The organism is Novosphingobium sp. G106 (genome assembly GCF_019075875.1).
Classification (GTDB): Bacteria; Pseudomonadota; Alphaproteobacteria; order Sphingomonadales; family Sphingomonadaceae; genus Novosphingobium.
Genome location: NZ_JAHOOZ010000001.1, coordinates 5,519,869 through 5,534,116 on the forward strand (window position 1 = coordinate 5,519,869; position 14,248 = coordinate 5,534,116).

The window sequence follows — 14,248 nt, forward strand, 5'->3', positions numbered from 1 at the left end:
AGCACTTAGCGATTAACCGATTTTAAAGCGCCCCCAGTCATACTCGATTTACCAAGAAAGGCACTAGTCGCCCATGGCACTTGGTAGAAGGAATAGCATGACCCAGGCCCAGGACGCTTCGGAGCAGCCCGGTACGCCAGCTGAGTCTGGCGCCGGCTTCGGTGCCGACATGCGCGCCGCGCCGCGCTCGTCGCTGATGTTCCGCACTGCCAAGCTGCTCTGCGAGACCGGCGAATATGTCTGCGTCGTTCGCGACATATCGGCCACGGGCTGCCGCCTTCGCCTGTTTCATATGGCCCCACCCGATCAGCACCTGTTCCTCGAGCTCGCCAATGGCGATCGCTATGCGATGGAGCGGGTCTGGACGCGCGACGACCACGCCGGCTTCCGCTTCTCCTGCGAGATCGACGTCGACCATTTCATCGCCGAGCCGAGCCCCTATCCGCGACGTCCGATCCGTCTGAACCTCAAGCTGCCGGCCGATGTCGTCGTCGACGGCGTTGCCGCCCCGGCGGTCCTGCTCGACCTGTCGCAGCAGGGCGCACGGATCGACGCGGGCCGCAAGTTCGCGATCGAGCAGAAGCTCTGGCTCGGGGTCGAAGGCCAGCCGCAGCGCTTCGGCTGCGTGCGCTGGCGCAACGGCTATACCCACGGCCTCGTGCTGCAGCAGGGCTTCAAGCTCGACGAGCTGGCGCACTATGCCCTGGCGCTCCAGCCGTTCGGCGCCGACCCCACGGTCCCCGCACCGGCGGCGGCTGCGCGCTACGGCTGATTTCGGCGCAGCCCTGCGCTTTCGTGGACCGCACCGGGCGGGAAGGTCGGATATTAGCCTTTTCTTAAGCCTCCTCAATTTAAACTAATCTCACAGGGCCCTCTGTACCGGAGGGAATTGCCAGGGGCGGCAAGATGACTGGGGCGAAACGGGGCTTATTGACTCTTCTGCGCGATCGCTCGGGCAACGTCCTGCCGATCGCGGCCGTCGGCATGCTGCTCTCGGCCGCGCTCGTCGGCGGCGGCATCGACATGAGCCGCGCCTATCGCGCGCAGAACCGGCTGCAGGCGGCCTGCGACTCCGGCGCCCTCGCGGGCCGACGTGCAGTGCTTAGTTCGGGCTTCGACCAGCCTGCCAAGGACCAGGCCAGCGCCTTCTTCAACACCAATTTCAACGACAACGCGATGGAGACCGAGAACACGGTCTTCACACCCACGTCGACCGACAATGGCCAGACGATCAACGCATCCGCCAGCACCACGCTCAAGCTGGCGGTCATGAAGATCTTCGGATTCCAGGCGTTCGACTTGGCAGTGACCTGCACGGCGTCGATGGGCGTGGGCAACAGCGACGTCGTCATGGTGCTCGACACCACGGGCTCGATGACCACCGATACCGGTGGCGGTGTTACCAGATTGGCCGCGCTGCAGCAGGCAATGAAGAACTTCTACACGACTGTGCAGACCGCGACGACGGGCACCAACGCACGCATTCGCTATGGCTTCGTACCCTATAGCACGACCGTGAACGTCGGTAAGCTGCTCTATGCCGCGAATCCGGCATATCTGAAAGATACTCGGACCAACATGCCAACGCGCAAGGCGGTCACTAGCGGCAGCGCTACGACGACGGACAACAACATCGTCAACGGTTCAAGTCAGAACGATACGTCGGTCAGCTACAGCTCTTCGAGCAATTGCAATGCTGAGCTGACGAGCACCACCTGGACGAACAACGGCGCTTCCTCAACACTACCCATCACGATCATCGATGGACCGCCCAGCTCGCCACCGGACTACGGCAAGCGAAGCTGGACGGTGACCACCCGGCAACCGCAGACGCACAGGGTCTATACCTCGTGCTACAAGTCGGGGAGCGTCTATTACCGAAGCTATTATAATCAGACCAAGGATCTCGACAGCGCGCAAAAGTGGGTGCTGCAGTACTATACGCTTGCTGCAGGATACGACGTAAGCGCCTACAAGACCTTCGCGACGGTCACGACCAATACCGGCGACTATGGCGATTCGGTGTCGTCCACTTGGGAGGGCTGCATCGAAGAACGCGGCACAAGCGCCTCGTCCAGTTTCTCCTATTCTACGCTTACGGGTATTACACCGGCCGCCGCTATCGACCTGAACATCGATAGTGCACCGACGGACGATAACAGCAAGTGGGCGCCGATGTGGCCGGAAGTCGCCTACTTTCGCAGGACCAGCGGCGGGAGCTACAGTACCAGCACGACCACTTCGTATGGTACGCAGTCTAGCTCTTGCCCGTATGACGCGCAGTTGCTGGCGGAAATGTCGCAGGACGAGTTCAACACCTATGCCGGCAAGTTGAAGGCCGAAGGCAGCACCTATCTCGACATCGGCATGGTATGGGGCGGTCGTTTGAGCTCGCCCGACGGCATATTCGGGACCAACGTCAAGGTCGCGCCGACCAACGGCGGTGAGGTGTCGCGGCACATCATCTTCATGACCGACGGCATCATGGATCCCAGTCCCACCACCCAATCGGCCTGGGGTCTCGAATGGCATGACCGGCGCGTGACCAGCGACGGCTCGGATTCGCAGGATACTAGCCGCCATACCTCGCGCTTCCTGGCGATCTGCGAGGAGATCAAGGCCAAGGGCATCCGCGTCTGGGCGATCTCTTTCACCTCGGGAACAAACTCGACCCTGTCGACCTGCGCTTCGGCCAACAGCTACTACAACGCCGACAATCCGACCCAGCTCAACGCGGCTTTTCAGGAAATCGCCAAGCAGGTCGGTGAACTGAGGCTCACGCAATGAAGCAGAAAGCCGAAATCACAACACTATTCCGGCTCGCCGCCGAACAGGATGGCCTTGCCGCCATTGAGTTCGCGATCGTCGCGCCGGTGTTCTGCCTGTTGCTGATGGGGATCTTCGACATCGGTCAGATGGCCTATGGCCGGTCAATCCTTAGCGGCGCGGTGGAGAAGGCGGCGCGCAGTTCGGCAATGGAAACGGCCGATACCACTGCGGCGGACCTGATGGTGCAGAATGCGATCAAGCCGATTCTGCCTGGAGCGACCTTCACCAGCACTCGTGCAGCCTATGTCGATTTTAGCGACGTCAACCGGGCGGAGAAATTCACCGATACCAACAACAACGGCACCTGCGACGCGGGTGAGCCTTATGTCGACGAAAACCGCTCGGGCCACTGGGAGGCCGACGTCGGCATAAGCGGTAACGGCGGCGCCAACGATGTTGTGCTCTATACCGTCACGGTAAACTACAAGCCCGTGTTCAGGGTGAACCTCCTGGGTAATACCACGGAGACGCGAACGATGGTCGCCTACGGGGTACGCAAGAACCAGCCCTTCGCCACCCAGCGGGGCTATGGATCGAGTGCCGGGACATGCTGATCACTTCCGCCGCATCCGCGAGCTGGCGCAGCCGCGCGCGTCGCTTCGCCGGGCTTCTCGCTGTCACATCCGGCCGACTGGTTCGCGATAAATCGGCCAATTCATTGATCGAGTTTGCCTTTTCGATGCCGATCTTCCTGACGCTCGGCATGTATGGAGCCGAACTCGCCAACATGGCGGCGACCAGCATGCAGGTTAGCCAGATCGCCATGGCGCTGGCCGACAATTCGGCTCGTCTCGGCCAGACCGACAATAGCGCGGTCTTGCCGACGATTCTTGACCCGATGGTCAATTCGGTCATGTCGGGCGCGATGAAGCAAGGCACGACGATCAACTTCCAGGCCAACGGGCGGGTGATCTTGTCGAGCCTCGAGCAAACCGCGGGCGGCCTTCAATATATCCATTGGCAACGCTGCAAAGGCAATTTTGCCCGTGCCTCGGCTTACGGCCCGCTCAATTACGGGAACACGGGCACTGCGATTCCTGGCCTCGGCAAGAACAACGTCTCGGCACCCGCTGGGCAGGCGGTGATGTTCGTCGAGGCGTTTTACAGCTACAAGTCGCTGTTCGGTAACATGTTCGTCAAGAACGCTGTGATTTCGCAAGAAGCGGCCTTTCTGATGCGCGACCGTCGTGACCTGGCGCGCGGCATCGCTAACACCACCGATTGCACCTGACAGCCAGCCAGTCAGGTGCCGCTTCCGCGGGGGGGCCGTATCCACCCCCGGAAAAACGTCCCCATTCGGGCGCCGCGACAAACTGATACTTGACAGTTTGTCAGCCGTTCCGGATTTGGTTGCAAATGCGAAACATTTCAGCGCAGCCGCGGCGCAATTCTGCGTCAAAACAGAGAATTGCCGCGATTTTGCTGTGCCTGGCCGTTTGCGCGTGCAGCAAAGCCGCTGACGACAAGCGTAACAAGGGCACTCCAGAAGTCGGTTTCCGCGTCATGCAGCCGACCTCGGTGCCGATCGTCACCGAGCTGCCCGGCCGCATCAACGCGCTGCGCACCGCCGAAGTGCGGCCGCAGATCGCGGGTGTGATCCTCAAGCGGCTCTATACCGAGGGCGCGGTAGTCCGGCAGGGACAGCCGCTCTACCAGATCGACCCTAGTATCTATCGCGCCGCCGCGGACCAGGCTTCGGCCAACCTGTCGAGCGCCCAGGCCCAGGCCGAGGCCGCCCAGGCCAAGGCCAACCGCTTCAAGCCGCTCGCCGCCGAGCAGGCGGTCGCCCAGCAGGACTATACCGACGCGCTCGCGGCCGCCCGCGCCGCCAATGCCGCCGTGGCGCAGAACCGCGCGGCGCTGAACACAGCGCAGATCAACATGCGCTTCACCACGGTCCCCGCGCCGATCAGCGGCCGCATCGGCCGATCGCTGTTCACCGAGGGTGCGCTGGTGACGACCGGCCAGGCCGATCCGCTGGCGGTGATCTCGGTGCTCGATCCGATCTATGTCGATATCCAGCAAAGCTCGGGCGACATGCTGAAGCTGCGCCGTGAGCTCGCCTCGGGCGGTGTTTCGGCGATGACCGCCGAAGTGCGGCTGAAGCTCGACGACGGCAGCGACTACGATCTGCCCGGCACGGTCGAATTCTCCGAAGTGACCGTCGACCCGTCGACCGGCACGGTTACCCTGCGCGCGCGCTTCGCCAATCCGCAAGGCGTGCTGCTGCCGGGCATGTTCGTCCGCGCGCGCTTCGCCCAGGCTCAGGTCGCCAGCGCCTTCCTCGTCCCGCAGGTTGCGGTCACCCGCGATTCCAAGGGCAATCCGCAGGTCTATGTGGTCGTCGGCAACAAGGCTGAGGCCCGGCCGGTCACCACCGAGCAAACCCAGGGCGACGCCTGGATCGTCACCTCGGGCATCAAGAAGGGCGACCGCGTAATCACGCAGGGGCTCGGCAAGATCAGGCCCAACCAGCCGATCAAGGCGGTGCCCGAGAGCGCCTCGCAGGCACCGCACACAGGCAAAAGCGGGAAACACGGCGAAACCCAGGGCAAGGCGGGCTGACACCGGATGTCTCAGGTTTTCATCGGCCGGCCGATCTTCGCCTGGGTCATCGCCATCATGACGATGCTGCTCGGCCTGCTGAGCGCCTTTTCGCTGCCGATCGAGCAGTATCCCGACATCGCTCCACCGCAGGTCAATATCCGCGCGTCTTATCCTGGCGCTTCGGCAAAAGTGCTCGAGACCAGCGTCACTCAGGTGATCGAACAGCAGCTGACCGGCATCGACGGCCTGCTCTATTTCAGCTCGACCTCGTCATCGCGCGGCCGCGTCAGCATCACAGCGACCTTCGAGAAGGGCACTAACCCCGACATCGCCCAGGTCCAGGTGCAGAACAAGGTCCAGCAGGGCATCAGCCGCCTGCCGCAGCAGGTCCAGCAGCAGGGCCTTACGATCACCAAGTCCAACCCGGACTCGCTGCTGGTGGTGGCGATCTACGACAAGAACAAGAAGAACACATCGATCGAGATCGCCGACTACATGGTCTCGAACCTGCAGGACCAGATCGGCCGCATCGAAGGCGTGGGCGATCTCAACGTCTTCGGTTCGCAGTATGCCATGCGCATCTGGCTCGATCCCAACAAGCTGACCAGCTATGCGCTGATGCCGAGCGACATTACCGCGGCGATCACCGCGCAGAACGCCGAAGTGGCGGCCGGTGAGGTCGGCGCAGTGCCGAGCCCGCCCGGGCAGATGCTCGACGCTACGGTAACCGCGCAGTCGCGGCTGCAGACGCCGGCGCAATTCGCCAACATCGTCGTCAAGTCGCAGCCCGACGGTTCGCTCGTGCACCTGCACGACGTTGCCCGGATCGAGCTGGGCGCGGAAAGCTACGGCATCGCCGGCCTGCTCGGCGACGCTCCGGCCGCGGGCATGGCGATCAGCCTGTCGCCAGGCGCCGACGCGTTGACCACGGCCGAGCGGGTGAAGACTGAGCTTTCCGAGCAGGCGAAGAACTTCCCGCCGGGCTACGCAATCGCCTATCCGCAGGACTCGACGATCTTCATCAAGAAGTCGCTGGTCGACGTGGCGATTACCCTGGCAGAGGCCGTCGTCCTCGTCGTCATCGTCATGTTCGTCTTCCTGCAAAGCTGGCGCGCCACGCTGATCCCGGCCATCGCCGTGCCCGTGGTGCTGCTGGGGACGCTGGCCGTGTTCTCGGTCGCCGGGTTCAGCATCAACACGCTGACCTTGTTCGGCATGGTGCTGGCGATCGGCCTGCTGGTCGACGATGCCATCGTCGTGGTCGAGAACGTCGAGCGGCTCATGCAGGAAAATCCCGGCATGACCCCGCGCGAGGCGACGGTCGAATCGATGAAAGAGATCTCGGTCGCGCTGGTGGCGATCGCGCTCGTGCTCTCGGCCGTGTTCCTGCCGATGGCCTTCTTCGGCGGATCGACCGGCGTGATCTATCGCCAGTTCTCGCTGACGATCGTTTCGGCGATGGTGCTTTCGGTCGGTGTCGCGCTGATCCTCAGCCCGGCGCTGACGGCTACCTTGCTCAAGCGCCACGAAGACGAGGATCACGATAGCTTCGTCGGCCGCAACAGCTTCAAGATGCGCGAATGGTTCGATCGCCATTTCAACCGCTTGGTCGAATGGCACCAGGGCAAGACCATCTATGTCGTCGATCACAAGAAACGCTTCCTGATCATCTACGGCCTGATCGTCGTGCTGCTCGCCATCCTGTTCCTGCGCCTGCCCACCGGCTTCCTCCCCAACGAGGACCAGGGCATGACGTCGCTGCAGTTCAACCTGCCCGCGGGCGCGACTTTCGAGCGGACGGTCAACGCGCAGAACGCGGTCACCGACTATTTCCTCAAGCACGAGAAGGCGAATATCGATTCGCTGCAGACCGTCGCGGGCGGCGGTGGCGGCCCCGGCGGCGGCGGCCAGAACACCGGCCGCGGCTTCATCTCTTTCGTCGACTGGGATAAGCGTCCGGGCAAGGAGAACACCGCCGAAGCCATCTCGCGGCGCGCGACCAAGGCCTTGTCGAGCCTGCGCGACGTCGAGTTCTACGCCACGGTTCCGCCGGCAGTGCGCGGCCTCGGCCAGTCCACCGGCTTCACCGCCGAATTGCTCAATTCGGCGGCGATGTCGCGCGAGGAGTTCAATAACGTGCAGGCGCAGATCCTGGCCGACGCGCGCGCCGAATCCCGGCTGGCCAACGTCCGCCTCAGCAGCCTGCCCGACCAGCCGACGCTGCAGGTCAACACCGATACCGAGAAGCTTTCCGCGCTGGGCCTGACGCAGAACGCGGTGAATACGACGCTGTCGACCGCCTGGGGCGGAACCTACGTCAACGACTTCAACGACCGCGGCCGCGTCAAGCGGGTCTATGTCCAGGGCGACGCGCCGTTCCGCGCGCGGCCCGAGGATATCTCGCAATGGCAGGTGCGCAGCGCGAACGGGCTGATGTCGCCGTTCTCGTCCTTCTCGACGATCGGCTGGAGCACGGCGCCGACCTCGACCAGCCGCTTCAACGGCATCTCCAATTTCGAGTTCAACGGCGAGGCGGCGCCCGGCACCAGCTCGGGCGAAGCGATGAACATCTTCAGCGCCATCGCCGCCAAGTATCCGGGTGTATCGGTCGCCTGGTCGGGTGCCTCCTATCAGGAACGGCTGTCCTCGGGGCAGGCGCCCTACCTCTACGCGATCTCGCTGGTGGTCGTCTTCCTGTGCCTGGCCGCGCTCTACGAGAGCTGGTCGATCCCGGTCGCCGTGCTGCTCGTCATTCCCCTCGGTCTGATCGGCGCGGTCTTCGCGGTGACGCTGCGCGGGTTGCAGAACGACGTCTACCTGCAGATCGGCCTGCTCACGACGATGGGCCTGGCCGCCAAGAACGCGATTCTGATGATCGAGTTCGCCGAACAGGAAGAGCGCAAAGGTGCGCGCATCATCGATGCGGCATTGACCGCCGCGCGCATCCGCTTGCGTCCGATCCTGATGACGAGCTGCTCGTTCATCTTCGGCGTGCTGCCGCTGGCGATTGCCAGCGGGGCGGGCGCGAACAGCCGCATCGCCATCGGCACCGCGGTGATCGGCGGCATGCTCACCGCGACGATGCTCGCGGTGTTCTTCATCCCGCTGTTCTTCGTGCTGGTCCGCCGCGGCGTGCGCGACGGCATGAAGAAGCTGCACGATCACTATCACCCCACGCCGACACCCACCGGGCCGACGCCCGAAGAGGAGCCGCTGGTATGAGGCGGGCGCTTGTTCTGATGGCGGGCGTCGCGGCGCTTTCGGCCTGCACGATGGCGCCCAAGTATGCGACGCCGGCTCTGCCTGTGCCGCAGACCTGGCCTGTGGGCGACGCCTATCTCAAGCAGAGCGAGGCGGCGCTGCCGTCCTATTCCTACCGCGACGTCTTCGCCGACCCGCGGCTGCGTGCGGTGATCGACCAGGCCCTGGCCAACAACCAGGACGTCAAGGCGGCCATCGCCAATATCGAGACTGCGCGCGCGCAGTATCGTATCCAGCGCGCAGAGCTGCTCCCCAGCTCGATGCCACGGGCAGCTATCGCCGCTCGAAGGGCGCGACCGTCACGAACGGCAATGCCGTCGGTAGCGGCAGCGGCGAGCGTGACTCTTTGAACGCGCAGGCGACGGTGGCGAGCTGGGAACTCGACATCTTCGGCCGTATCCGCTCGCTGACCGGGGCGGCGCGCGATCGCTATCTGGCGAGCGAGTCGGCCGCGCGCGCCACCCGGCTGACGCTGGTGTCCGACGTGGCCGAGGCCTGGGTCGCCTACGGGCTCGACAACAGCCTGCTGCAGATCGCCCGGAACACGGCCGATTCGGCGCGCGACAGCGTGCGGCTCACCCAGCGCCGGCTCGACGGCGGCGTGGCGCCGCGCAGCGACCTGCGCCAGGCGCAGATCATCCTCCACACGGCCGAGGCCGATGTCGCCAGCCAGACGACGCAGGTCGCGCAGGACGTCAACGCCCTGCAGCTCCTGGTGGGGGCCCCGGTCGATCCCGCCATGCTGCCCGCCACGGTCGAAGACGCCGGCGCACAACTGCGCGAGGTGCCCGCCGGGCTCGATTCGATGATCCTGCTGCGCCGTCCTGACGTGATCGAGGCCGAATACCAGCTCAAGGCAGCCAATGCCGAGATCGGCGCGGCGCGCGCCGAGCTGTTCCCCAAGATTACGCTGACCGGCCTGCTCGGCTTCGCCTCGGACGCGCTGGACGCGCTGTTCAAGGGCGGCAACTTCATCTGGCAGGCGGGCGGCAACGCCTCCTATTCGATCTTCAGCGGCGGCGCTGCGCAGGCCGGGGTAGCGCAGAGCAAGGCGCAGCGCGATGCCGCGCTCGCCGCCTATCGCAAGTCGGTCCAGAGCGCCTTCGCCGACGTCGCCGATACGCTCGCCCGTCGCGGCACGATCGACGCGCAACTCAGAGCGACCCAGGCGGGCCGCGAGGCGGCGGCGGACAACCTCCATCTCGCCGACCTGCGCTACCGCGGCGGGATCGACTCCTACCTGAACGACCTGACCGCGCGCCAGTCGCTCTACTCCGCCGAACGTACGCTGGCGAACACGCAGCAACTGCGCGCGAGCAACCTGATCGCGCTCTATCGCTCGCTCGGCGGGGATGCGTTCACCGATGCGCCGAAGGTGACGGCGCAGCCTTAGTGCTCAGGTCATTGCCAAGGCTGAGTCCGCCGATGCGGAAACGGCGTCTGATCACCAACAGGTTTAGTCCGTAGTCTGCAGCTCGATCTGTTGACCAAAAGCGAGCGAGCCCGTGGAAATCACGTCTGTCCACACAAAGGCCTGCCACAGCGAAAACTCGTGATCGGGATCGCCGGGCCGGAAGGCGCGCTCGAGTCTCACGCGTCCGGCAAGTTCGGGTGCATCGCGTCCGACGGCTTCGAGCCGTGCGACGATATTCTCCCATTGCGCGGCCGTATCGACGCGAATGCCGAAATGCATGCCGTCCTGTGGCTTGGAGAGCAGCATTTGCCGATATCCGTTGAGGCTGGTCGCCAAGGGTTCCTGCGTCAGCGCGGCTGCCAGTTCCTGATCGAAGGCCCATTGCTCGCCGCGCACCTCGCGGCCGGCAATGAAATTGTCTGCGCCCGAATCCCCGGCCTCGATGATGCCCATGACGTAGCGGCCGCCATTGGTCTCCATCGTCTCGAAACCGAGCAGGTCGAAGAGTGCGTGCACAAGTGAGCGTTCGCCGGGACGATGGACAAACTCGACGTGGTTCAGCCGCTGCGCGCCGACAATTTTCGCAGGTGCGTTCATGTTGAAGCCTCCCAATAGGTTTTCCGGTGCATCAACTGCCGCACGCATTGCTGTGTCAAGCACTTCACATCCACGGCGATGCCGGAAGCGGCGGTTCGGCCAGGCACCGGGGCGGCGGCCTTCCGACAAAGCGGCATTGCGCTGCGGCCGGCTAATCCAGCATCGCCATCAACGCAGGGGACAAGAATTCCTCTTCGCCCGCTATCATCTGCACCGCCAGACCTTGCGCATCGGCCAGGGCCATGCCCTCGGCCGGGCCGAGCACGGTCAGTGCCGTGGCCCAGGCGTCGGCTTCCATGCAGCTCGCGTGGAGCACGGTCACCGAGCGGACGCCGTTGGCCACCGGGCGCCCGCTGCGCGGATCGAGCGTGTGGGGATGGCGCTCGCCGTCCGCGTCGAGCCAGCGGCGGTAGTCGCCCGAGGTCGCCACCGAAAGTTCGTGCAGCGCCACACGCAGCGGGGCGACGGTCAAGCCGGGCGGGCGCTCGATATCGACCCACCAGGGCTGGCCCTCGGGCTTGACCCCATGCCCGCGCAGTTCGCCGCCGACTTCGAGCAGGAAGTGACGGGCGCCGCTTGCCAGCAGGCGCTCGGCGGCCAGGTCGGCGCCGAAGCCCTTGGCGATGCCCGAGAAATCCAGTTGCGCCGCTCCCAGCCGCCGCGCGCGCAGGCCGGGGCCGTCGAACTCGATATGCCCGCCCACCGCGGCCTTCGTCGCATTGTGGCCGGGGGCATCGGCGGGCGCGGGGGAAGGGCCGAAGCCCCAGAGATCGGCGGCACCGCCCAGCGCCGGATCGAAGGCGCCGCCGCTCCGTTCAGCCACTTCCAGCGCAGCTTTGAGAACGCGTGCAAACTCGGGCGGGATCGGCTGCCACTGGCCGGGTGCATTCCGATTGAAGCGCGATATATCGGATTCTGGCTCCCACTGGCTCATCTGCGCAACGACGCGGTCGAGCGCGGCCTGCACGACCTGCGCCGTGCCTTCGGGTGGCGAGACCGCGGACAGGCTCCAGCGGGTGCCCATCGTTTCGCCCGACAGCGTGACGATGCGGCCCGTCTGGTCACGGCCTGCGAAAGCCGCCGGCGAAAGCGTCGGCGGGATGGCGATGCGGGGCGCGCCGGCGTTCAATGAATGAAGATGATCGCCAGCAGCGCCGGTATGACTAGCCCCGCGCCGACCAGCGGCCATGTGATCGTGCGCTTGGCGGCGTGCAGCCAAAGCAGCACGAGCCCGGTCAGTGCGAAGACCAGGCAGGCCGCGGCGAACACGTCGATGAACCAGGCCCAAGCCTTGCCCGCGTTGCGGCCCTTGTGGAGGTCGTTGAGGTAGGAGACCCAGCCGCGATCCGTGTCCTCGCTGGTGACTTCGCCGGTGGCACGGTCGAGCGAGACCCAGGCGTCGCCGCCTGGGCGCGGCAAGGGCAGGTAGACCGCGTCGATCGACCATTCGGCCGGAACGTCGGTCCTGACCTTGAATTCCTTGCCGACCCATTCGGCGAGCTTGGGCGGCAGCGGTTTCTTGCTGTCGGGCTTGTCGTCCGGCGCGATCAGCGGCAGCAACGGGACAGGCAGGTGCGCCGCGTGCTCGGTGGTTACGGGCTTCGCCTCGATGTCCGCAGCGTGGTTGAGCGTGAAGCCGGTAGCCGCGAACAGCAGCAGCCCGATCAGGCTGATCGCCGAGCTCATCCAGTGGACGGTGATCGCCATGCGCAGCCAGTAGGACTTACGGCTCTTGGCTCGCGGGTTAGCGTTCGGCGTCGGGTCGGGCATCGGCGCCGCGGTTTCCTGCACTTTGAGGGTCGAATCGACAAGCCGCATATCGCGAACGATTCGCATTTACAACACGGAACGCCGCAGTGAGGGCTCCGATCCCCGCAGAAAACGGAACCTTGGGGGCATCGCGTGGTTCGTCATGCGGGAGTGGGGACAGAGAACCGAAAGGACCTTCTTATGTCCCGCTTGATGATCGCCGGTGCCCTCGCCCTCGCAGCTACGCTGCCGCTCGCTCCGGCCATGGCCCAACCTGACTATTCGGGGGCCGGCTATTACTCGGACGATCCTTCGATCACCGTCACTGCGCCGCGCATGCGCCACGAGGGCCGCACCTCGACCGGCGCGCCGATCCGCGTGGTCGAGACCGATAGCGTGGTCTATACGCGCGACCTCAATCTCAACACCCGCGCGGGCCGCCGCGAACTCGACCTGCGCGTTGCGGCTGCTGCCGATGAGGCCTGCAGCTTCCTCGACCAGCACTATCCGATGGACAACGCCCTCGATACGCCGCGCGAATGCCGCAGCAATGCGGTGAACATGGCCCAGGCGCAGGTCCGCGATGCCGTCGAGCGTGCGGCGCTCTACGGCGATTGAAGTTCGTCACCCCCTCCCGCCCCATGCGGGAGGGGTTTTCGCTGCGGGAAAATGCCGATCAGGCGTATCATGTCCTCCCAAAAACGGTGGAGGATGCGATGACGGAACATGTCTACAAGCTCACCGAAATCGTCGGCACGTCGCACGACAGCCATGACGCGGCGGTCAAGGCGGCTCTGGCGCGCGCCAGGCAGTCCTTGCGCAACATCCGCTGGTTCGAGGTCGTCGGCCAGCGCGGCTATATCGACGGCGAAACCGTGATCCACCAGGTGACGCTGAAGATCGGCTTCACCCTCGAATAACGCACCTCAGTAGGCGAGCTTAAGCCCCGGCCGCGGCCAATCGACTGCGACCAGCGTGCCGTAGCCCGACAGGGTGATGTAGGCGGTCTTCATGTCCGGCCCGCCGAAGGCAATGTTCGTGCAATAAGGCTCGGGCGCCTCGTGGAACTCCAGGAGGCCGCCTTCGGGCGAGAATACGCTGATGCCCGCGGCGACCAGCGACGCGACGCAAATGTTGCCGTTGGCCTCGATCGCCATCGAATCGAAGCGCTGGTAGCCGGTCGGCCCGCCGATGAAGCGGCCGCCGGCGGGCGAGGGCCAGGGCTCCTTCTGCACTTGGCCCGGTGAGAGGATCGGCCACGCCCAGACGCGCCCCGTCTCGGTCTCCGAGGCATAGAGCACATTGCCGTCGGGCGAGAGGCCGACGCCATTAGGCGTGATCATCGGAAACGCGACCTCGCGGATGAACGAGCCGTCCTCGGCCGCGTAGAAAATCGCGCCGCGGTCCATCAGCCGGTCGTAGCTCTTGCCGTGGTCGGTGAAGTAGAAGCCGCCCTTGCCGTCGAACACGATGTCGTTGGGGCCGGTGATCGCGATGTCGCCGCAGTGCGTGTAAAGCATCTGCACCGCGCCCGAGGACAGGTCGACGCGCTGGATGCCGGCGTTGTGGTAGTTATCGGCCTTGCCGTGCGGGCGGGTGTAGCCGTCTTCCTCGTACACCCAGTTGAAGCCGCCGTTGTTGCAGACGTAGACGCAGTTGTTCGGCCCCAGCGCCGCGCCGTTCGGTCCGCCGCCGAGTTCGGCGACGACTTCGCGGCGGCCGTCCAGCTGGCAGCGCACGAGCCGCGCGCCCTCGATCTCGACCACCAGCACCGAACCGTCGGGCATGACGATCGGGCCTTCGGGAAAGCGGAGGCCGTTGGTGATCTCGCGTGCCTGCAATTTCATGCGC

13 protein-coding genes are annotated in these 14,248 nt (G+C 65.0%); 9 read left to right on the forward strand and 4 right to left on the reverse strand.

Going from position 1 to position 14,248, the window contains the following annotated elements; genetic code table 11:
- The first annotated feature begins 97 nt into the window (after positions 1-97).
- From KRR38_RS26875 to KRR38_RS26905, 7 genes are all read left to right on the forward strand, one after another.
- A complete protein-coding gene (locus KRR38_RS26875; RefSeq protein WP_217406474.1) occupies positions 98-772 on the forward strand; it encodes a PilZ domain-containing protein in 675 nt (224 codons plus the stop codon).
- Positions 773-906: 134 nt separating this feature from the next.
- The gene (locus tag KRR38_RS26880; RefSeq protein WP_217406475.1) at positions 907-2,787 is read left to right on the forward strand and encodes a TadE/TadG family type IV pilus assembly protein; all 1,881 of its coding nucleotides are present in this window, start codon (positions 907-909) and stop codon (positions 2,785-2,787) included.
- On the forward strand, positions 2,784-3,383 hold the full coding sequence (locus tag KRR38_RS26885) for a TadE/TadG family type IV pilus assembly protein (RefSeq protein ID WP_217406476.1): 600 nt from the start codon (positions 2,784-2,786) through the stop codon (positions 3,381-3,383). The genes KRR38_RS26880 and KRR38_RS26885 overlap by 4 nt, the downstream gene beginning before the upstream one ends.
- Positions 3,377-4,060, forward strand: coding sequence for a TadE/TadG family type IV pilus assembly protein (locus tag KRR38_RS26890; protein WP_254514990.1), 684 nt, complete (start codon positions 3,377-3,379; stop codon positions 4,058-4,060). Before KRR38_RS26885 ends, KRR38_RS26890 begins: the two co-directional genes overlap by 7 nt.
- Before the next feature lie 125 nt (positions 4,061-4,185).
- Positions 4,186-5,394, forward strand: a complete 1,209-nt coding sequence (locus tag KRR38_RS26895; RefSeq protein ID WP_217406477.1) for an efflux RND transporter periplasmic adaptor subunit — start codon at positions 4,186-4,188, stop codon at positions 5,392-5,394.
- A 6-nt stretch (positions 5,395-5,400) separates the two neighbouring features.
- Entirely contained in the window at positions 5,401-8,598 is a 3,198-nt protein-coding gene (locus KRR38_RS26900; protein WP_217406478.1) for an efflux RND transporter permease subunit, read from the forward strand.
- Positions 8,599-8,692: 94 nt separating this feature from the next.
- On the forward strand, positions 8,693-10,030 hold the full coding sequence (locus KRR38_RS26905; protein WP_309141211.1) for an efflux transporter outer membrane subunit: 1,338 nt from the start codon (positions 8,693-8,695) through the stop codon (positions 10,028-10,030).
- Between the two features lie 63 nt (positions 10,031-10,093).
- Here KRR38_RS26905 and KRR38_RS26910 read toward each other — a convergent pair whose 3' ends face one another.
- The 3 genes from KRR38_RS26910 to KRR38_RS26920 are packed head-to-tail and all read right to left on the reverse strand — an operon-like array spanning position 10,094 to position 12,418.
- The gene (locus tag KRR38_RS26910; RefSeq protein ID WP_217406479.1) at positions 10,094-10,777 is read right to left on the reverse strand and encodes a hypothetical protein; all 684 of its coding nucleotides are present in this window, start codon (positions 10,775-10,777) and stop codon (positions 10,094-10,096) included.
- A 22-nt stretch (positions 10,778-10,799) separates the two neighbouring features.
- Entirely contained in the window at positions 10,800-11,777 is a 978-nt protein-coding gene (locus KRR38_RS26915) for an FAD:protein FMN transferase (protein ID WP_254514991.1), read from the reverse strand.
- Entirely contained in the window at positions 11,774-12,418 is a 645-nt protein-coding gene (locus KRR38_RS26920) for a PepSY-associated TM helix domain-containing protein (RefSeq protein ID WP_217406480.1), read from the reverse strand. Before KRR38_RS26920 ends, KRR38_RS26915 begins: the two co-directional genes overlap by 4 nt.
- 180 nt (positions 12,419-12,598) lie before the next feature.
- Between KRR38_RS26920 and KRR38_RS26925 the strand changes: the two genes are divergently transcribed.
- Both KRR38_RS26925 and KRR38_RS26930 read left to right on the forward strand, forming a co-directional pair.
- Positions 12,599-13,015, forward strand: a complete 417-nt coding sequence (locus KRR38_RS26925; protein WP_217406481.1) for a UrcA family protein — start codon at positions 12,599-12,601, stop codon at positions 13,013-13,015.
- Positions 13,012-13,317, forward strand: coding sequence for a dodecin (locus KRR38_RS26930; RefSeq protein WP_254514992.1), 306 nt, complete (start codon positions 13,012-13,014; stop codon positions 13,315-13,317). The genes KRR38_RS26925 and KRR38_RS26930 overlap by 4 nt, the downstream gene beginning before the upstream one ends.
- A 6-nt stretch (positions 13,318-13,323) precedes the next feature.
- Here KRR38_RS26930 and KRR38_RS26935 read toward each other — a convergent pair whose 3' ends face one another.
- Positions 13,324-14,244: an SMP-30/gluconolactonase/LRE family protein gene (locus tag KRR38_RS26935; protein ID WP_217406482.1), complete on the reverse strand. Its 921-nt coding sequence runs from the start codon at positions 14,242-14,244 to the stop codon at positions 13,324-13,326.
- Between the last annotated feature and the right edge of the window lie 4 nt (positions 14,245-14,248).